This window comes from Algoriphagus lacus (genome assembly GCF_003583985.1).
Classification (GTDB): Bacteria; Bacteroidota; Bacteroidia; order Cytophagales; family Cyclobacteriaceae; genus Algoriphagus; species Algoriphagus lacus.
Genome location: NZ_QXML01000006.1, coordinates 118641 through 138469, shown reverse-complemented (window position 1 = coordinate 138469; position 19829 = coordinate 118641). Strand labels below are relative to the sequence as shown.

The 19829-nt window shown below is 44.1% G+C and carries 16 protein-coding genes; 7 read left to right on the top strand and 9 right to left on the bottom strand.

From position 1 onward, the window contains the following. Positions 1–218: 218 nt before the first annotated feature. The 4 genes from D0X99_RS12990 (at position 219) to D0X99_RS12975 (ending at position 3962) form a co-directional block, all read left to right on the top strand. Complete coding sequence (locus D0X99_RS12990) at positions 219–893, top strand: hypothetical protein (RefSeq protein WP_119478268.1); 675 nt, start codon at positions 219–221, stop codon at positions 891–893. A gap of 91 nt (positions 894–984) precedes the next feature. Further along, on the top strand, positions 985–1404 hold the full coding sequence (locus D0X99_RS12985) for a c-type cytochrome (RefSeq protein WP_233553717.1): 420 nt from the start codon (positions 985–987) through the stop codon (positions 1402–1404). Positions 1405–1478: 74 nt separating this feature from the next. Beyond that, positions 1479–2327: a peptidylprolyl isomerase gene (locus tag D0X99_RS12980; protein ID WP_119478267.1), complete on the top strand. Its 849-nt coding sequence runs from the start codon at positions 1479–1481 to the stop codon at positions 2325–2327. 357 nt (positions 2328–2684) lie between these two features. Next, positions 2685–3962, top strand: a complete 1278-nt coding sequence (locus D0X99_RS12975) for a hemolysin family protein (RefSeq protein ID WP_119478266.1) — start codon at positions 2685–2687, stop codon at positions 3960–3962. A gap of 7 nt (positions 3963–3969) precedes the next feature. Here the strand turns inward: D0X99_RS12975 and D0X99_RS12970 are convergent, their stop codons facing one another. From D0X99_RS12970 to D0X99_RS12955, 4 genes are all read right to left on the bottom strand, one after another. After that, a complete protein-coding gene (locus D0X99_RS12970; protein WP_119478265.1) occupies positions 3970–5349 on the bottom strand; it encodes an MATE family efflux transporter in 1380 nt (459 codons plus the stop codon). A 162-nt stretch (positions 5350–5511) separates the two neighbouring features. Then, on the bottom strand, positions 5512–7194 hold the full coding sequence (locus D0X99_RS12965) for an AMP-binding protein (RefSeq protein WP_119478264.1): 1683 nt from the start codon (positions 7192–7194) through the stop codon (positions 5512–5514). Between the two features lie 75 nt (positions 7195–7269). Continuing rightward, positions 7270–8427 (bottom strand): acyl-CoA dehydrogenase family protein, encoded by a 1158-nt coding sequence (locus tag D0X99_RS12960; RefSeq protein WP_119478441.1) that lies wholly within the window; start codon positions 8425–8427, stop codon positions 7270–7272. A gap of 246 nt (positions 8428–8673) precedes the next feature. After that, positions 8674–9261: a T9SS type A sorting domain-containing protein gene (locus D0X99_RS12955; RefSeq protein WP_119478263.1), complete on the bottom strand. Its 588-nt coding sequence runs from the start codon at positions 9259–9261 to the stop codon at positions 8674–8676. A gap of 522 nt (positions 9262–9783) precedes the next feature. Here D0X99_RS12955 and D0X99_RS12950 point away from each other — a divergent pair. Beyond that, the gene (locus tag D0X99_RS12950) at positions 9784–10392 is read left to right on the top strand and encodes a hypothetical protein (protein ID WP_119478262.1); all 609 of its coding nucleotides are present in this window, start codon (positions 9784–9786) and stop codon (positions 10390–10392) included. A gap of 5 nt (positions 10393–10397) precedes the next feature. Next, positions 10398–11465: an alpha/beta hydrolase gene (locus D0X99_RS12945; protein WP_119478261.1), complete on the top strand. Its 1068-nt coding sequence runs from the start codon at positions 10398–10400 to the stop codon at positions 11463–11465. Between the two features lie 88 nt (positions 11466–11553). Here the strand turns inward: D0X99_RS12945 and D0X99_RS12940 are convergent, their stop codons facing one another. The 5 genes from D0X99_RS12940 to D0X99_RS12920 form a co-directional block, all read right to left on the bottom strand. Beyond that, a complete protein-coding gene (locus D0X99_RS12940; protein WP_119478260.1) occupies positions 11554–13458 on the bottom strand; it encodes a sialate O-acetylesterase in 1905 nt (634 codons plus the stop codon). 51 nt (positions 13459–13509) lie between these two features. Continuing rightward, complete coding sequence (gene xylA / locus D0X99_RS12935) at positions 13510–14823, bottom strand: xylose isomerase (RefSeq protein ID WP_119478259.1); 1314 nt, start codon at positions 14821–14823, stop codon at positions 13510–13512. Positions 14824–14868: 45 nt separating this feature from the next. Then, positions 14869–16371: a xylulokinase gene (locus D0X99_RS12930; protein WP_119478258.1), complete on the bottom strand. Its 1503-nt coding sequence runs from the start codon at positions 16369–16371 to the stop codon at positions 14869–14871. Between the two features lie 6 nt (positions 16372–16377). After that, positions 16378–18021 carry a sodium/sugar symporter gene (locus D0X99_RS12925; protein WP_119478257.1) on the bottom strand — a complete coding sequence of 548 codons (1644 nt, stop codon included), beginning with the start codon at positions 18019–18021 and terminating at the stop codon, positions 16378–16380. Between the two features lie 125 nt (positions 18022–18146). Then, a complete protein-coding gene (locus tag D0X99_RS12920; RefSeq protein ID WP_119478256.1) occupies positions 18147–18950 on the bottom strand; it encodes an aminotransferase class IV in 804 nt (267 codons plus the stop codon). A 165-nt stretch (positions 18951–19115) separates the two neighbouring features. Here D0X99_RS12920 and sdaAB point away from each other — a divergent pair, with 165 nt between their 5' ends. Further along, the gene (sdaAB, locus tag D0X99_RS12915) at positions 19116–19793 is read left to right on the top strand and encodes an L-serine ammonia-lyase, iron-sulfur-dependent subunit beta (protein WP_119478255.1); all 678 of its coding nucleotides are present in this window, start codon (positions 19116–19118) and stop codon (positions 19791–19793) included. Positions 19794–19829: the final 36 nt, after the last annotated feature.

Here is a 19829-nt window from a genome sequence, read left to right as displayed (position 1 = left end):
TATTCGTCTGTTAATAGCCGGTGGAGTTAATCTCCTCCGGCTATTTGCTTTTCCATTTATCAATTAGCTGATTGCACCTCTTTATAGAGGGATAGGCTTCCGATTTTTCCTGTTGCTCACAGTTCACTGTTGACAAATCCCACCCGTTTCTATTTCGATTCTAGCCTTGCTGTTAAGATCTCAGATAATTTTTAAATTCAGCAATCAAACACCTGCCTATGAAGACTTTATCCTCATCCAGACCTGCTTCTTACTTTTATTTCCATCTGATCATTCTTGTCTTGGTTTTTGGAGGATTTGGATTGAATGCCCTGGTTCATCCCGATAAACTGCCTCCTACTTCCGGAATTGTGTACCTCCACGGATTGATCATGTTTCTGTGGTACATCCTGATCGTCATTCAATCCAATCTGATCAGATCGGGAAACATCTCCCTTCATAAAACCCTCGGGAAAAGCAGCCTACTCTTGGCTTTGGGGATTGTGGTCAGCGGAATCTGGATGAGTGTGGTCCATTACAGCAGGCCGGATGGGTTTGTGTTTTCCACGATCAACACCTTTATCCTGATCAACTTCATCATCCTTTTTTACCTAGCCTGGACGAATCGCTTCCGGGCTGAATACCACAAACGCTACATGACATTCGTGAGTCTATCAGCTGTCTTTCCTGCCCTTGGTCGGATAATTCTGGGATTAAATCTCAACCAATACCTATCCGTTCCGCTTTGGGTTGTGCTGGTTTTAGTGATGGGAGTCCATGATTTCCAAGCTCAAAAGAAAATTCATCCCGCAACCAAAATTGGGACAGGGCTGATCCTACTCGGGATTGCCTTTACCTTGATATTAATGGAAAATGCAGCCTGGAAGGCATTTTTGGATCAATTAATGGGATAAAGCTGACTTTTTAAGCATCTCGATTTGGAAAAAGAAATTACATGCATCGTCGTTTCTTTTCTATCTTACTTTACGACTCAGTTCCAAACCCATGAAACCCGGATCAATCCTGGCAATTCTTACTTGCATCTTTCTTTATTCTTTTTGCGCTCAAAAAGATCCAAAGGAAATGGTGAATGTGTCGGGAACAGAAGCGAAAAAGGAATTTTTCATTGTTCCAGGAGGAGATGAAGCGGTCGATTCCAGCTTAGTCAAAAAAGGAGAAGTCCTCGTTGCTTATTCGGATTGCTACCAGTGCCACAAAGAAGAAAGTAAAGCCAAGGGGCCATCATTCTCTGATATTGCCAAAAGGTATCCGGTTCAAGAGGTCTATTTAGATCTTTTGGCCAGAAAAATCATCAGCGGAGGCTCGGGCACTTGGGGCTATCCGGTTATGAGTGCCCATCCCAAACTTAACCCGGAGGACGCAAAAGCCATGGCAGCTTTTGTCCTTTCCATTGAGAAAAAGTAAATCCTTACCTCCTTGAGTATCGTCGTGTGTTTTCAATTTTTGTTCGTTATTTCAATTTTAGAAATACTTCATCCATGTCATTAAAATCCATCCTATTTCTCTTTATTCCGCTTTTGACTTCTTTTCTGCCGGGAGAAAAAAACGGTCTTTCCAAATCAATGGAAAGAGTCGAAGGTCAGCCCGTCCGGATTGAAATGGTCACCAATTACGGCAGAATAGTCCTCCTGCTTTACGATGAGACGCCACTCCATCGGGACAATTTCCTCAAACTTATAGAAAACAAAACCTACGACAGCTTACTTTTCCATCGCGTGATCAAGGATTTCATGATCCAGGCAGGAGATATCCAAAGCAAAAACGCCGACTCTCTGTCCCGATTGGGAAGTTCGGATCTCCCGTATCAGATTCCAGCGGAAATCGTACCCACACTTTACCACAAGAAGGGCGCACTTGGGGCAGCACGAACCAATAACCCTCAGCGGGCATCAAGCAGTACACAGTTTTACATTGTCCAAGGAAAAATTCAAAACGACAGTTTGCTGACGCACAACGAAAACCGGATCAACCAATTTTTGGCAAGGCATTACGCCATCAATGATCCGGCTAACAAGCCTCTTTTGGATTCATTGGAACTTGCCCGCACAAACAAGGACTCATTGGAAATTAACCGGCTCGACAAGCGGATAAATGACATGGTGGCAGGATATTCCAATTTTGAGCGATATCGTATTCCCGAAGTCCATCGGCAAGTATACCAATCGATCGGAGGCAGTCCCCACCTGGATCAGAATTATACAGTTTTCGGGGAGGTCCTGGAAGGGATAGAGGTAGTGGATGCAATAGCTGCAGTAGAAACTAACCAACAGGACCGACCACTTTCGCAAGTGAGGATTTTAAGTGTTCGGGTTTTGGATGAAAATTAATTTGACTTTCTGCGGAGTTTCAAAACCATAAATCAGTATCTTACTTATAGTTGACCAGTTCCCTTTAACTCAAAAAATTATCACAATCATGGCAAAACAACCCGAAGGCAAAAAGAAAGACGATAAGTCAAAGCCAACCAAGACGTTAAAAGAAAAGCGTGCTGCCAAAGCCGCAAAGAAAGAAAGTAAAAATCGGGATTAACCTGATCCGGATAATTCAACCGGCCTTCTTCATACCCAAAGGACAGTCGAAAAGCTGTCCTTTTTCCTTTTAATACTTTTTGATCCTGTCTTTTCGATTTTGGAAATCCTTATTTTTAAAAAAAATTGATCTGAACCTATTTCCCTCGATATACAGTGGAGTTCCTTATCATCTTACTATTAGTCCTGTTCAATGGAGTCTTTGCCATGTCTGAGCTTTCCTTGGTTTCTTCCCGAAAGTTTAAACTTGAAAATGCCAAGCGCCGGGGAAATTCAAATGCCAAAATCGCATTGGAACTGGCTGAAAACCCTACCAAATTCCTTTCCACTGTACAAATCGGAATCACCTTGATCGGGATTTTACTTGGGGTGTACTCTGGTGAAAATCTAACAACGGATCTTACTGCTCAAATCCAACGGATTGAATTTTTGGCTCCCTATTCCCACACGATATCCACCGGACTTATCGTACTTCTGATCACTTACCTCTCCATTGTTCTGGGTGAGTTGTTTCCAAAGCGTTTGGGAATGACTTTTCCCGAGCCCATCGCCATGTTTGTTGCCAGGCCGATGAACATCCTGTCCAATATCACCTCACCTTTTGTCTGGCTATTATCTGTTTCCAATAATTTTCTGGTTAAGCTCTTTGGAATCAAAACTACCTCTGAATCCAAGGTTTCGGAGGAAGAAATCAAGGCGATCATCAAAGAAAGCGCTGAAGGCGGAGAAATCATGGATATAGAGCAGGACATCGTGGAGCGGGTTTTTGAACTTGGAGATAGAAGAATAAATACTTTGTTTACTCACCGCACGGATTTGGTCTATTTCAATGCCAGCGATTCCTGGGAGGAAGTGCGTGAAAAAATAAACTCCGAAAAGCACTCCGCATACCCGGTTTGTGATAATGATGACCTGGATAGTATCATTGGGATGGTGATGGTCAAGGATCTTTTCAGACCAGGCTTGGAAGAAAATTTTTCAATCAAGGAAATCGCCAGAAAACCCCTTTTCATCAATGAAAATTCCTTCGCTTATCAGGTGATGGACCTTTTTAAAAAGGAAAGGATGCATTATGGAATTGTAATTGACGAATACGGGAGTACCATGGGAATCGTGTCCATGGATGATGTAATGGATGCATTGGTAGGAGAATCCACGGAAATCGACCAGGAAGAGTACCAAATCACTCAGAGGGATGAAACGAGCTGGTTGGTCGACGGACAGTATGCCGTCATTGATTTCATCAAATACTTCGGGTTAAACACCCTGCTGAAGACCAAAGGTTTCACCACCGTAGCTGGCTTGATGATTCATAAAAGCGCCAGTATTCCTGAAGTTGGCGATAAAGTCATCGTAGAAAATCTCCAGTTGGAAGTGGTAGACAAAGACGGGCAACGAATAGATAAATTGCTGGTGACCCGAATAGATAAATAAATGTGATTTATACTTTCATGGTTTTCCATTTTCCCTTCCGGAAAAAATAAAGGGAAACCAAGGCGTGAAAGGAGTGACAAATTGCAATGGCGATGAAAATACCCAGGTATTTCATATCAAAGGTAAAAGCCAGAAGGTAAGCCAAAGGCACTTCCATCCCGAGTAAAACCCCGATGTTAATCCAGGCCGGAGTCCTAGTATCTCCAGCACCGTTGAAGGCCTGAGTCAATACCATCCCAACCGCAAAAAAGATATACCCCAGAACTATCACCCAAAGTCCCTGTGCGGCAACGTCCCTTACTTCCGGAATGTCCGTGAAAAAGCCTGCCAGTTGTTGATTAAACAAGAGGTAAATCCCGGTGACAGATGCCATGAAAATTACATTGTACCGGGTAGTTAGCCAAACAGCCTCTTCTGCCCTACCGGGTTCCTTAGCTCCCAAATTTTGACCAACCAAAGTTGCTGCTGCTCCGGACAGCCCCCAAGCTGGTAAAATAGTGAATATCAATACCCGGAAGGCAATAGTGTAGCCAGCTAATGCTGCCGACCCAAACTCTGCATTCATACGGGTCAAAGCCACCCAAGACACGGAATCAATTAGAAACTGACCCATTCCACCCAAGGAGAGGTCTATGATTTTACGGATTGTTTCCCACTTGACATGAAGATTTTCCTTCAGGATTTTCAGCTTATGCTTCCCGTTGAACAGGTGGTAAAATTGATAAATCACTCCAATGCTCCTACCAAATGTTGTAGCTATGGCAGCCCCATCCAGTCCAAATCCATCCCATGAACCAATTCCAAAAATCAAGAGGGGATCCAAGACGATATTCAGGCCATTGGCAATCCAAAGCGAGCGCATGGCAAGGTGAGCCTGACCGGCACCACGAAAGGCACCATTGATCAGGAAAAGTAACATAATGGCTGTATTTCCGGCAAAAACGATTCGCGCATAGTTGGTTCCTGATAGCACCACACTTTCCTCTGCGCCCATAATTCGGAGCAAATCAGCAGCGAATATCCAGCCTCCCACTCCCAGAAAAATGGATATCACACCTCCAACAATAAGTAGTTGAAATGTGGCGGTTCCTGCTTCGTGATACTCTTTCTCACCAAATCTTCTGGAAATCAAAGCCGTTCCCGCCATACTGATTCCAAATCCAATCGCATAGGTCAAAACGATGACCGACTCGGTAAGCCCAACAGTGGCAATGGCATATTCACCAAGTTTCGCCACGAAAAAGATATCGACCACTGCAAAAGCCGACTCCATCATCATCTCCAAAATCATGGGAATCGCCAAAACCACAATTGCGGTTCTTAGTGGAAGGCTTGTGAAATCCTGCTCCTTGCCCAGAATTGCGTCTTTGATTAATTGCCAAGTCATCGGGAATTGAAAAATTCTAAAGTTGAATGATGGAAAATTTAACTTGAAGAAAGTCAAAGCTGAAAGTTGGACTTTGATTCAGGTTTGCAAAAAAACGAAAAAACCGCTAATTCGCGGTTTTTTCAAGGTTATTGAATTGCTGTTTTCTTTTTATTCCATGACTTATGCTCCAATTTTTTCGATATGGGCTTCTTTGATTTTCCGGCGAAGGATTTTACCCACATTGGATTTTGGAAGTTCATCGGTGAAAAAAACCTCTTTTGGAACTTTGTAATTGGTCAGGTAACCTTTGCAATGTTCAATTACTTTCTCGGCAGTTAAATTCTGATCTTTTTTCACTACGTAAGCAACTACTTTCTCAGTGGATTTTGGATCAGGCATTCCGATTACCCCAACTTCAATCACGCCAGGGCAGGAAGCAATGGCATCTTCCACCTCGTTAGGATAGACGTTAAAGCCGGAGACTAGGATCATTTCTTTCTTTCGATCTACGATCTTCACAAACCCATCGTCATCCATAACACCAATATCCCCTGACTTAAACCAATCGCCATGCATCACATTGGCGGTTTCTTCAGGTCGATTCCAGTAGCCCCGCATTACCTGAGGACCTTTAATAAGAATTTCTCCCCGTTCTCCGATTGGTACTGGATTGCCAGCATCATCAGCAATCATGATTTCGGTATTGGGAAGCGGCAATCCAATGGTGCCGATTCGTTCCGTACCGTCAATTGGGTTACAGGATGCTACTGGTGCTGTCTCAGTTAGACCATATCCTTCAGCCAAAGGAACACCCGTCACGGCATGCCATTTTTCCGCAGTAGCTTTTTGAACAGCCATCCCTCCTCCCACTGCGATTTTCAGTCCGGAGAAATCAAGCGTCTTGAAGGCTTCCTGATTTAGCAGTCCATTGAACAGCGTATTTACCCCAGTCATGACAGTGAACTTTTTCTTGGCTAACTCACCAATGAAAGCTTTCATATCTCTTGGGTTGGTAATCAGGACATTGTGTGCTCCAATCTTGAACATCGCAAGACAGTTAACTGTCAGCGCAAAAATGTGGTAAAGCGGCAGTGCTGTAATCACAATTTCCTCCCGCTCGCGCAACTTAGGTTTCATCCAAGCAGAAATCTGCTGCATGTTTGCCACGATGTTTCCATGGGTCAGTTCAGCTCCTTTGGATACTCCAGTCGTTCCTCCGGTATATTGCAGGAAAGCAGGCTCATCCAAAGTGGTTTTCACTGGTCGGAAAGTAAATCCCGCCCCTTTGGAAATCGCGGATTTGAAAGAGACCGATCCCGGAAGGGAAAAGGGAGGAACCATTTTCTTCACATGCTTCACCACCATGTTCACGATCATCCCTTTGAGTCCGCCCAACATATCTCCCAATTCAGTCGTGATGATGTGTTTGGCTTGGATTTCATTTCTGATTTTTTCCAGATTGGAAGCAAAATTCTCCACAATGACAATAACCTCAGCTCCCGAGTCATTAAACTGATGCTTCATTTCGGATGGCGTGTAAAGGGGATTGGTATTGACAACTACCATTCCGGCACGGAGTGCTCCGAACATCGCCACAGGATATTGGAGAATATTCGGCATTTGGATCGCTACGCGTGATCCTTTTTCCAACTTCAATACCTGCGTTAGATAATTTGCAAACTGGGCACTGAGTTTATCCAACTCGCTGTAGGAGATTGTTTTGCCCATACATTCAAAAGCCACGGCCGGTCCAAACTTCCTGACGCTTTCGTCAAAAAGGTCATTGATGCTGGAATAGGCTGTACAGTTTACCTCTTTATCCACCGAAGCGGGATAAAATTTTAGCCAGGGAAAATTGGTCATATCGTTGGTTTTTTTGGGTGATTTTCTGCTTTTCCAATTATTTAAAAATACGCTATATCGTGAAAGGTTTATATATCATCCCAAAATTTTTCGGGCGATCAATTCCTTCATGATCTCGTTGGTTCCGGCATAGATACGCTGGACCCGGGCATCAGCCCAAGCCCTGGCTACTCCATATTCCCACATGTATCCGTAACCCCCATGGAGTTGGACACATTCATCTGCCACTTTACACTGAAGCTCAGTCATATTGTATTTAGCTGCAGATGCCATCGCCGGATCAAGCTTGCCTTCATTGTGCAACTGGACCAGATAGTCGCAATAGATTCTGCCTTGCTCCAAGGCTGCGGCCATTTCTGCCAGTTTGAATCGTGTGTTTTGAAACTCGGAAATAGTCTTCCCGAAAGCTTTTCGCTGCTTTACGTAATCAATGGTAGCTTTAAGGGCAAATTCAGCCAAGGCCACAGCCGCCAAAGCCACAACTAAGCGCTCTTGCGCCAACTCGGTCATTAGGTATTTAAAACCATCTCCAGGCTTTCCAAGCAGATTTTCTTTTGGAACTTTCACATCCTCAAAAAACAATTCGCAGGTATCCTGAGCATGTAAACCAACTTTTTCGAAAGGAACACCTTTGGAAAAACCAGGCATATCCTTGTCGATTAATAGCAAACTGATTCCTTTTGCACCTTTATTCGGGTCAGTTTTTACTGCTACTACGACCACATCCGCAAGGAAACCGTTGGTTATAAAGGTTTTGGACCCATTGACGACGTAATGGTCGCCCTTGTCCACAGCACTTGTGCGCATCCCCTGCAAATCTGAGCCGGCACCCGGTTCAGTCATGGCAACTGCACCAATAAATTCACCTGTGACCATTTTGGGAACGTACTTCTTTTTGGCAGCCTCGGTGGCATAATGCAAAATATAAGGCATCACAATGTCTGAATGGAGCGGATAGCCGATGGCCGGTCCGGAACATCCGCTTAGTCCAAGTTCTTCAATCAAAACCGCATTGTATCGGAAATCCTGAATATTCAGACCACCATAACACTCCGGTGCCTGAATTCCCAAAAACCCATTTTCCCCTAACTTCAGCCAAGAGTCACGGGAAACCATTTTTTGTTTTTCCCATTCTGCATTTTGAGGAATAATTTCTTTAGCGATAAAAGCTCTGACACTTTGCCTGAAAAGCTCATGCTCTTCTGAAAAAAGGGATCTGTGAAGTCCGAACATATTTGGGTTTTTAAGTTTCTGTTCAAAATTAGGCATTTTGAGCGGATAGAATTTGGTGATCACTCCTCCAAAAGCCGGATTATTTTGCTCTATTATTCATTCCAGTCGAAATGAATTCTCATTTAGGCAAATCCATGAAAAAGGTAAATCCAGTTCAACTGGATTGACTGCACTCAAAAGCAATTAAAAACAAAAAAGCCTCAAATCTTTCGATCTGAAGCTTCTCTACAACAGGCTGGTTTGTTATTAGAAGTGAAGAGTTTTGGATCTACCTTTGGAGTCCGTCACCTGGATGTAAACATCTTCCGGTGAAACACCTTTTAGTTTATAGTTCTTTCTGAACCCTTCCGATTGGTTGATTTCTTCTTCGAAGATAACCTTATTATCCTCTGAAGATCGAATTTCCACATCGACACCAGGTTCGTCCAAGCCCATCACGGCAATGTTAATGGTCTGATCATCCACAACTTTCCCATAAGCTGCCAAAGGCAATTCGGAAGTAGCAATGGGCTGTTCAAAAGTCTCGACTTTGTAAACTACCTGTTCCTCATCGGTGCTGATTTTCACCTGATACTCTCCGGTAGGCAATTCGTTCAAGTTGTAGGGCAGGATCAAGTCCAGCTCACCGACAGTGACTTTTCGTTGGTGAAGCTTTCTACCAGTGTGGTCAAACAAGGAGATTTTGGCCTCCCCAACTCCACCTCTTAGGAGTACGTTAACTTTTTTAAATTTTGCCTTAACGTCTGAAAGTGCCATCAAATCGTCGGCTGCGTTGGCTGCTAGGCTGCTAAAAGATAAGGCGCCTGCAAGTGCGAAAGTGAATAAGGTTTTCATAAATATGTTGGTTTAGTGTTGTGATATCCTTCATGCGAAGCACATACCAACTCAGTTTGGCACAGTCCAAACAGCCAAACTTCAGAGGCCCTTATTTGAATTTTTTCACACTTAACAGGAGAAGATTATTTCGATTTGGTCATATTTTAATCATCAAACTTCGATCGGATTTGGGATTTTGGGCTTTTTCTGTCGCAGAAGCGGACAGATTTTGCATAAAATGCTAAAATCAAAGGTTGCATCAATTGCTTCCATGTTAAGGAAATTTAATTTTCAACTTTTTATAAGTCACTGAAAACAAATTATTTGGAATCAAAAAACCTGTACGGCAGCGTACAGGTTTTGTCCGAAAGGACACAGTGTTTTGATAAAAATCAAATCCGTGGGAAAAATTGATTAATCCAGGAACCGTCAGTCTTTCAAAAAAGCAATAAAAGTGACATTGCTCAAGACAATAAAACCATCCAAAATCCTACTGCTATCCTAAGTACTAGATAATAAGGTTATTTTTAAATTTAAGGTATGGTTTGGATCCACAAATTTAAAAGCTGGGATTACAAAAAGGCTTGGGCTACGGTCAGCCTTTGCTTGGCTTACCTTTCTGTCCTGGTTTTGGTATCCTGCATCGAAGAGCCGGAGTTCAATGAGGGTTGTCCTGCACCAAAAGAAGCTGATGCAGTTTCGATCAAACAGGTATTTTTCAGTCCCTACAAAAATCAACGATTTGCCTCATCCGCAGACACCGTGGCTTTTTCGGAGTTTAGGTTCAACTTTGAACTGGAAATCAAGGAAAAGGAGGCAATGAATTCGGGATCCCTTCCCGGTCAAGCCTTTGCGCTCAGCTGTATCCAAACTTACAACCTTCGAAATATCTCCAACATTTCGGTAATCCTCCTTGCACCCTTCGCCGGTTTGCCTACCGGAACCGACATATCTTACCTTTTAATCACTCCTGAAGGGGAAAAAATCTCCGAATTGCGGGATTTCCAAAATGTCTCTGTTTATTTCGGGTCAAAATTGAACATCACTCCTTCCAATTACTCACAACTGAAAACCAGAACTTTCCTCTTTTTGAGAAACGGAACTCAGAAAGTGATGGACTCCACCTCACCTTTTCTTAAAACCAACTAGCCAAAATGCTTCGTAAAATTTTCCTGGGTCTCTTTGCCACAGCCATGGTTTTAGTGATCGTATATATGTTGGGCCCAAAAGTGGACCGACAGGATCTGGTCATCAATTTTCCGGCAGTACCCACCAGTTTGAATGAGTTGGAATCGTATGTCAGACAGCGTGAAGACACTGTAATTGGCCTCAAGCCCGGAAATGAAGCATACATTCAATGGGCTGACAGCGCCAACAAAACCAAAACTCCCTATTCCATTGTTTACATCCATGGCTTTGGTGCCAGTCCAATGGAAGGTGACCCTGTACATCGCTTCCTGGCCACCCATTTTGGAGCCAATCTTTTTGTGACCCGACTCCCCGAGCATGGAATCAAACGGGAAAACGGGATGGAATACATGACTGCGCAAAAGCTTGCGGATGCAGTCGGAGAAGCCTATCAGATCGGAAAAAGTCTTGGAGACTCAGTGATCGTAGTGGGAACTTCCATGGGAGGAGCATTGACTTTGCTAATGGCCAGCCAGCAACCTGAAATAAAAGCGGTGGTCGTATATTCCCCTGCCATTCGAGACGGAGGAGAACGCCTTGAAGGATTCTTCAAGCCTTGGACAAAATTCCTGATGGAAAAAACCATGATGGAAAACAGTGTAATTCATCAAGACCGAGAAGGGGAAAAGAAAGCCTATTGGTCTGAAGATTATCACATCAACGGCTATCAAAGTCTGGCCACGCTGATTTACAGTGAAATGAATGCGGAAACCTTTTCAAAAATCAAACAGCCGCTTTTCTTGGGATATTACTATAAAAGTGAACAGGAACAGGATTTTGTGGTATCTGTTCCCAGGATGCTGGAGATGTTTGGCCAATTGGGAACCCCTGCTGAATTGAAAAAAGAAATGGCTTTTCCAAAAGCGGGCGATCACGTAATCGCCTCTTCCATCACCTCCGAGGATTGGCAGGGAGTTCTTTTTAGTACCATTGATTTTCTGGAAAATGTAGCGAAGGTTCCAGCAAAGCCGGAATTTCAGCAACAAATGGATGAAATGACTAAAGCCAAAGAATTAATGGATAAAATAAACTGAAAACTATCAAATCAGCAGTACCTAAAAATACTGTACGCTTGAAGAAATGAAGAAAAAAAGAGCTCGGCTTGGTGCCGAGCTCTTTTACTTACAATCCAGCTTTAAACGGTCTGGCTGGAAGGTTCAAGTTATTCACCAGATTCACTTCTGGATTATCAGCCCATGCGTATCGAATTCCTACCGGAACAAATCCTTCTGGAATTGTAAGGTTCACCTGATTGGGTCCGGATATCATCCCCTTTGCCACTTCAAACTGACCTTCTGCGTCTTCAACGACAAACCCTTTCAGTTCCTCTCCCTGTGATAATTTTAACCCTTCTCCAAAGTCAGAAAAGGTCAATATCAGTTCATTACCTTCACGTTTCGCTTCTTTAAATACTGGACCCGAGGCTAGTAGGTCTTCGCCAAAAGCCACTTTTTTAGCCTGAAGCCAAAGCCTCTCCCCTACATCCTTTTTGTTTCTTGGATGAATATCGCCTTCCTCTCCAATGTCTATAATAGTCGCCATTCCGGTGTTTGGCAATTCCAAAGTTTGAGTCTGTGCCTCTCTCAAATGTGCCCAGTCACTGTCCGGCTGGAGTTCTTTTCGTTCCATGTAATTGGCCAGCTGAACGAAAAGAAATGGAAAATCGCCTATTTCCCATCGAGTTCTCCAATTGGTGATCATCGTCCCAAATAGCTCTCGGTATTCCGCATGGCGGCCTGCATTGCTTTCTCCTTGGTACCAGATGGCACCCTTGATGGCATAATTGGTCAACGGGGCAATCATTGCATTGAACATAAATCCCGGTCTCCAATTGTGATATTCCACGACGGGAAGTTGGGGTTCCACTTTATCATTGGAATATGTCCATGCTCCTTCCAGATTGATTTTCCGGCCATTTTGAGTCAAATACATTTCCCATTTTCTTCCAATTTCCGGCTTGTTGTTCCAAGTATTAATGGCGCGGACAGTCAGGACATTCTGGCCTTTTTTCAGGATCTCGGCAGGAATCTTCAATTCCGACATCGTCTCACTCCAATCTTTGTAATGTACCTGCACCCCATTGACATAGATATAAGCCATTTGATTAATTGGCGACAAGGTCAAAATTGCCTCTCCGGTTGAACTCAGGTTAAACTTCTTTCTTACCCAGGCAATGTGCTCCAAGGGATTTCCTGCCGGAAGGTTGATCGACTTCCAATCTCCGTCATTGTATCCCACCGATGAAACTTCACCGGCCGCCAAGGAGTCAGGTCTTTTGACCAGAAGGTCTCTCATTTCCCTTCTCTTCTCATTTTCACTGAGGATTTCCCTCCACTTGGCAGGATTTTCTACTATTTCCTTTGATTCGGCGGTATAGCTTCTTCCTTCGATTTCAGCCAGGATTTTTGTCTCAGTCCAGCCTTCAGCAGGCGTTCCTCCCCAGTTGGACTCAATGATTCCCACAGGTACATTTTTTTCCTGGTGATTTCGCTTGGCAAAAAACCAAGCTACCGCGGAAAATTCAGGCAGGTTTTCTCCATTGGCTACTTTCCACTCTCCACCGGAAACATCACTTTTCTCCTCGGCACTGTAATCATTTGCCACTTTGAAAAATCGGATTTGTGAAAAATCCGGATTGGCAAATTCCTCTTCTGCACCAATCACTCCGGATTTCAGCGGCCATTCCATATTGGACTGTCCTCCCGCCAACCAAACATCTCCAATGTAGACATCCTTTATGGTCTGAAGGTTTACCTGAAGCTCATAAGGCCCCCCAGCGGGTAAAGGAGGGAGTTGAACCAACCAGGTACTGTCTTCCAAAACCTGAGTGCTTCCGATGGCACCAGCCATACTTGCCCGTACCTTTTCTTTGGGAATTCCTCTTCCCCAGATTTTGATGGGAATATCACGCTGGACGACCATTCCGTCCGAGATTAGTTTCGGGAACTTAACCTCAGAGTCCGGCTTGGAAAACTCACATGCCACAAACCAAGGGAAAGCAAGCAGGATGAAAAGCAGCTTTTTCATAGAAGGGTGAATTGGAATAAAAAAGGAGACCGAAGTCTCCTTTAAGTTCGATTAAATAAACCGATTGATCAAATTTTCAAAGTATTCCTGTTTTCCGCTGATTTGCTTTGGTTCTCCTACTTCAAAGGCATACGCTCTAAGATCTTCCAAAGTCAGCTTACCATCTTCAAAGGCCTTTCCTTTGCCGGAATCAAAACTCGCGTAGCGGTTCTTTCTTCGCTCGAGATAATCTGACTTTTCCATGATATCTGCTGCGATCAAGAGCCCTCTGGCAAATGCATCCATACTTCCGATATGCGCAAGGAACAAATCTTCAGGATCGGTTGAGTTTCTTCTGACTTTCGCGTCAAAGTTTACACCGCCACCTTGAAGACCACCTGCTGCCAGGATTACCAACATTGACTCAGCAAGTTCCTGCAGGTTAAGGGCAAACTGGTCCGTATCCCAACCATTTTGATAGTCTCCACGGTTAGCGTCAATTGATCCCAACATTCCCGTATCAGCAGCCACTTGCAGCTCATGCTGGAAGGTATGGCCAGCCAAAGTCGCATGGTTCACTTCGATGTTGAGTTTGAAATCCTTATCCAGACCAAAATGACGAAGGAAACCGATTACCGTCTCCGAATCGTAGTCATATTGATGTTTTGTCGGCTCCATTGGCTTGGGTTCGATGAAGAACGTACCCTTGAATCCATTCTTTCTCGCATAGTCTCTGGCCATGGTCAGGAAGCGGGCAAGGTGTTCCTTTTCACGCTTCATGTCGGTATTGAGCAATGACATGTAACCTTCACGTCCACCCCAGAACACGTAATTTTCACCGCTCAATTTGATGGTGGCATCCAGCGCATTTTTTACCTGAGTCCCGGCAAAAGCCAACACGTCAAAGTTAGGATTGGTGGAAGCCCCATTCATATAGCGTGGATTACTGAAGACGTTCGCAGTTCCCCAAAGCAGCTTGATCCCCGAAGCCTTCTGATGCTCCAGTGCATAATCTGTGATGATCTGCATACGCTTCTCATATTCAGCCAAGCTGGAACCTTCCTCGATCAAATCAATATCATGGAAGCAATAGTAGTCTACTCCGATTTTTGAAATGAATTCAAAAGCTGCATCCATTTTATCCTTTGCGCGCTGAATCGGATCCGGGCTTGCATCCCAGGGGTGTAAAATCGTGCCCGGTCCAAACGGATCTCCGCCGGTTCCGCAGAAGGAATGCCAATAGGCAATAGCAAATTTGAAGTGTTCCTTCATGGTCTTTCCCGCTACAACACGGTGCTCATCGTAAAAGCGAAAAGCCATCGGATTGTCACTTCCTTTTCCTTCAAAAGGAATTTTGCTGATGGATGGAAAATAGGTTTTAGCCATAATTATCGTGGTTATTTAGGTAAATAGGTTATTTCAGGATGGGGATCAGAGCCCCGAGTTAATTAATTGATTGAGTTTTGTTTCCCAGTTGGAATAGGCCTCTTCATAGGGTTCGTAGAAATTCCTGTTTGGCTCCAATGTTTCCAACAACTGGAGTCCTTTAAACGCTTCCTCCTCCGAACCAAACACCCCTGAACCAATCCCTGCACCTCTCGCTGCTCCCTGTGCACCATCGGTGTCATAAAGCTCAAGATTTACACGGTTCATATGGACAAAGGTCTTCCGAAACAAAGGACTTAAAAACATATTCGCATGACCTGCCTTGACTGTCTGGAGATTCATCCCCATGTCCTTCATGATTCGGAAACCATAAGTCAAGGCTGAAACGATACCTTCCTGAGCGGCCCTGACCACATGCCTTTTATCATGTTTGAGCAAATCCAAACCAAGCAAGTGAGCGCCCACTGGTTTATTTTGCATAATCCGCTCCACTCCGTTTCCAAAAGGAATAAACACCAAACCTTCCGAACCGATCATAGCCGAACCTCCCAAACTGTTCATTTCCTCATACGAAATTCGATTTCCACCCATGACTTTTTTCAGCCAGGAGTTTAGAATTCCAGTGCCATTTACACAAAGTAAAACGCCATAGGAAGGCTTTTTCTTTGAATGGTTAACATGAACAAAGGTATTGACCCGGGACTGTGGATCATAAAGTGGTGTATCACAGACACCATAGACCGTTCCAGAGGTGCCGGCCGTAGTGGCCAATTCTCCTGGTTTCAATACTTGAAGCGAAAATGCATTATTGGGTTGGTCTCCTGCCCGATACGAAATCGGTACTCCAGCTTCCAGCCCGGTTTCATTTGCCGCAGCATTAGTCACTTTTCCCTGAACAGAAAAGGATGGTACCGCCTCGGGAATCCATTCTTTAGGGATTTCCATTTGCTTGAGCAGTTTTTTACTCAAGCCATTTTCCTGAAAATCCCAGAAAATCCCCTCAGAAAGACCTGTCTCAGAGGTAAGAATTTCACCACTAAGCTTCATGGCAATGTAATCACCCGGAAGCATGATCTTGTGGATTTTTGCGGCAGTATGAGGTTCATTTTCCATCACCCATCTGAGCTTGGATGCTGTGAAATTCCCGGGGGAATTGAGCAAATGCGGAAGGCAATACTCTGCTCCGAGACCTTTGAAAGCCTTATCCCCAATTCCCACTGCCCGGCTGTCACACCAGATGATCGAAGGCCTCAGGACTTTCTGATCTTTATCAACACAGACCAAGCCGTGCATCTGGTAAGCTATTCCAATCGCTTTTAGCTCGCCTTTTTTGACATCTGCTTTTTGCTGAACAAACGCTATGGTCTGTTTGACATATTTCCACCACATTTCCGGATCCTGCTCGGCCCAGCCCGTTTCGGGGGAATTGATTGGCATTTCCTCTTCGGGAAAAGCCTTGGATGCGATTGATTTTCCTGTTTCGGCATCGAGCAAGGATGCTTTCACCGATGAGCTTCCTATATCGAGTCCAAGAAGTAATTTTCTCATAATCGCTTACCAGAAAATAGTATAGAGACCTGCAATAATTCCAGCAATCAAAATTGCACCGATCTTAAATCCAGTACTGGTTTTGAACAGTTCCGCATTGATCTCGATGCTCTTTGGATGATCTTTTCCTTTGCCTTCAGCCAAGCTGATGACAATCATCAAGGTCGCCAAAATCAAAAACACCCATCCCATTCGGTCGATGAATGGCAGGTTTGGCAGCATGATTTTCAACACAACTGACAAAGGAATACTCAAAGCGGCTCCGACTAAAGCGGCATTGGAAGTGGTTTTCTTCCAGAAAACCCCAAAGAAGAAAATGGCAAAAACACCCGGACTGATAAAGCCTGTGTATTCCTGAATGAACTGAAATGCCTGATCCAACTGACCCAATGCAGGTGCAACTATAGCAGCAATGAGAAACGCCACGATTGCAGTAATTCGTCCCACTTTCACTTGGTGAGCCTCGGATTTCTCTTTACCAAAATACTTGTTGTAGATATCCATCGTGAAGATGGTGGAGGTACTGTTTGCCATGGACGCCAAAGAAGAAACAATCGCGGCGGTCAGTGCTGCAAAAGCAAGTCCCTTCAAGCCGGTAGGTAAAACCTGAAGCAAAGTTGGATAAGCGCGGTCAGACTTAATCAAGCCCGTAGCCGGATCTTTCATGGATTCAATAAACCCTGCATCCAGCCCGTTATTGACAATTACCAAAGCAGCAATTCCGGGAATTACCACGATCAAAGGCATCAGAAGCTTTAGGAAACCTGCGAAAATCATCCCTTTTTGGGCCTCATCCAAGCTCTTGGCAGCAAGTGCTCGCTGAGTGATGTATTGGTTGAATCCCCAATAACTCAAATTGGTAATCCACATCCCACCGACCAAAACCGAAAGTCCAGGGAGATCCAAATATGCGTCGCGGGTGCCTCCTTTTCCGTCAGGAATCATCATTTCGCCTTGGCTGAGGATCATGGAGAAATGTCCGGGAACCTCGCTACGCAATACACTTAAACCGGCCCAGGCGTCACCGCCACCGACCATTTGCAAGGCGATGAAAGTGGTAGCCAATCCACCGGCGATAAGGAAAACCACCTGGATTACGTCGGTCCAGGCTACAGCCTTCAACCCCCCGTAAATGGAATAAATCATGGCAAAAAGAGCCAAGCCGAGAATTCCGTAAGAAAGTGGAATATTTAGAATGGTGTTCAAACTCAAAGCCCCTAGGTAAAGTACCGAGGTCAGGTTAACAAATACATAAAGTAATAGCCAGAACACCGCCATGGTCGTACGAACACGGGTATCGTATCTGTCCAACAAAAAGCCCGGCATGGTATAAATGCCTTTCTTCATGTAGACGGGTAGAAAAAAGATAGCAACAACCAACAGTGTGGCGGCGGCCATCCATTCATACGTAGAGATGGCAAGACCCAGCGCAAAGCCGGAACCGGACATCCCGATAAATTGCTCCGCCGAAATGTTGGAGGCAATTAAGGAAGCTCCTACAGCCCACCAAGGAAGGGCTTTGGATGCAAGGAAATAATCAGAGGAGTTTTTAACGTGACCTTCTTTCTCTCGGGACACGAAAAGTCCCATGCCGATAATCAGGAAGCAATAGCCAAAGAAGATCAATAGATCTAAGGGTTCTAAAAGCATAGAGTAGGGTTGATTGGAGGTTTTGGGTAATGATAAGTGCTTGTAGTTTTAATTTTACAATTTAAGGTCGATAAATATAAGGGTTTGATGCAAACGTCTGCACAAAAAGTCAGTGAAGATAAGCCTTAATCAAAAATTTCGAAGAGATACGGCAATGCCTCAGTAGAAAATTCCATGGAATCGATTTTCTCCAAATAACTAACACCAGTCACGTTGGAAACCCAAACCTGATCGGCTCTCAATAGCTCGTTGGAGGTAAATTCCCCCTGCTCTATCAACCTTCCTAATTTTTCAATTATTGCCCGCCTTCCAACTCCTTCAATTGCTCCACAGGAAAGTGATGGCGTAAAAACTTTTTTTCCCCTCCTCCAAAAAATATTCGAGGAACTGGCTTCTGCAACCTTTCCCCGGTAGTCCAACAGGATCAGTTCATCCAGCTTCCCCGCAACCCTTTCCTGAGCTGCCATAACATACGGTAATGCACTCAACGTTTTGCATCGACTCCAAGGACTGGAAAAAAGGGTAACCTTTTCGGAAAAAGCGGCTTTCTTTTTTACCATCGGAGCCGGTGTAAATTCCTGAATATGCAAGGTTTGACATGCGTGATTGAGTTCCGGGGTATATTTTCCGGAACCAGCCCGGAATAAATTCCAGCGAATCCTGAGTTTTTGACCCGCATAACGGTTTTTGACCCATTTCTCCAGATCGGAAGAATAAACTTCGGGAGCCGTGATCCCTAAAATCCGGATTCCCATCCTTAATCGATCCAGATGAAATTCGAAAAATCTGATTTGCTCGCCATCAAAAACCATTGTCTCAAAGAGTCCATCTCCAAAATTCATCCCCCGATTGGGAATCGGAAATTGGTTAGAGCTTTTCCAAGTGGATTCGGTGGGTGAGAAAACAAAAACTGTATCAGTTTCGCTCATGAAAGTGTACGTATTCGATCATAAATAAATTTTGTTCCCTGCGGAGGTTGTTAAAAGTAATAAACAAAACCACGATTAAACCTCCCAAATGCCGAAAGACATCAAAAAATAACTTAATCTTGAACCCTGAAAAGTGTTAGCATCAAAATTGGATAAAAAGTCCCCATGGCAAACAAAAGCAGTGTTTTTGATATGATTGGACCCGTCATGATCGGCCCGTCATCCTCTCATACTGCTGGCGTGGTTAGAATAGCCAGAGCAGCAATCCGAGTCCTGGGTGGAATTCCTGATGAAGCAACCGTTACTTTTTACAATTCCTTCGCCAGAACTTATGAAGGTCACGGAAGTGATCGGGCCATTTTGGGTGGACTGATGGACTTCAATACGGACGATCCCAAAATCAAAAATGCATTGGAAATCGCAACCGAAAGAGGCCTTATTTACAAGTTTAAATCCATTGGAAATTCCTCCGTGCATCATCCCAATACAATCAAACTCAATCTTCGAAAGGGAGATAGTCAGATTGAAGTAGTCGGTGAAAGTTTGGGAGGCGGAGTAATCAACATTTCCGAAGTAGATGGGTTTGTGGCAAACTTTTCAGCTCAAAACCACACCTTAATAATAAAAGCAGACGATATTTCTGGAGCTATTGCTTTTATTTCCAGTGTAATTGCTCAGGAAAAGACGAATATTGCAACCATGTCGGTTTCCAGAAAAGGAAAAAACGATATAGCCTGCCATGTAATCGAAATGGACTCCGGAATCAGGGAAATTACCACTCAGTACCTAAAATCCTTACCCTGGATTAAACAGTTGATTTACATTCCGCACATTGACCTTTGATTTCTTTTGATAAACCACAAACAAAACCAACTGACT

Coding starts and splice junctions, on each gene's coding strand:
- D0X99_RS12985 (WP_233553717.1), top strand. CDS start 985: ATGAAACCCGGATCAATCCTGGCAATTCTTACTTGCATCTTTCTTTAT.
- D0X99_RS12950 (WP_119478262.1), top strand. CDS start 9,784: ATGGTTTGGATCCACAAATTTAAAAGCTGGGATTACAAAAAGGCTTGG.
- D0X99_RS12955 (WP_119478263.1), bottom strand. CDS start 9,261: ATGAAAACCTTATTCACTTTCGCACTTGCAGGCGCCTTATCTTTTAGC.
- D0X99_RS12960 (WP_119478441.1), bottom strand. CDS start 8,427: ATGTTCGGACTTCACAGATCCCTTTTTTCAGAAGAGCATGAGCTTTTC.
- D0X99_RS12980 (WP_119478267.1), top strand. CDS start 1,479: ATGTCATTAAAATCCATCCTATTTCTCTTTATTCCGCTTTTGACTTCT.
- D0X99_RS12990 (WP_119478268.1), top strand. CDS start 219: ATGAAGACTTTATCCTCATCCAGACCTGCTTCTTACTTTTATTTCCAT.
- D0X99_RS12920 (WP_119478256.1), bottom strand. CDS start 18,950: ATGAGCGAAACTGATACAGTTTTTGTTTTCTCACCCACCGAATCCACT.
- xylA (WP_119478259.1), bottom strand. CDS start 14,823: ATGGCTAAAACCTATTTTCCATCCATCAGCAAAATTCCTTTTGAAGGA.
- D0X99_RS12930 (WP_119478258.1), bottom strand. CDS start 16,371: ATGAGAAAATTACTTCTTGGACTCGATATAGGAAGCTCATCGGTGAAA.
- D0X99_RS12965 (WP_119478264.1), bottom strand. CDS start 7,194: ATGACCAATTTTCCCTGGCTAAAATTTTATCCCGCTTCGGTGGATAAA.
- D0X99_RS12970 (WP_119478265.1), bottom strand. CDS start 5,349: ATGACTTGGCAATTAATCAAAGACGCAATTCTGGGCAAGGAGCAGGAT.
- D0X99_RS12925 (WP_119478257.1), bottom strand. CDS start 18,021: ATGCTTTTAGAACCCTTAGATCTATTGATCTTCTTTGGCTATTGCTTC.
- sdaAB (WP_119478255.1), top strand. CDS start 19,116: ATGGCAAACAAAAGCAGTGTTTTTGATATGATTGGACCCGTCATGATC.
- D0X99_RS12940 (WP_119478260.1), bottom strand. CDS start 13,458: ATGAAAAAGCTGCTTTTCATCCTGCTTGCTTTCCCTTGGTTTGTGGCA.
- D0X99_RS12945 (WP_119478261.1), top strand. CDS start 10,398: ATGCTTCGTAAAATTTTCCTGGGTCTCTTTGCCACAGCCATGGTTTTA.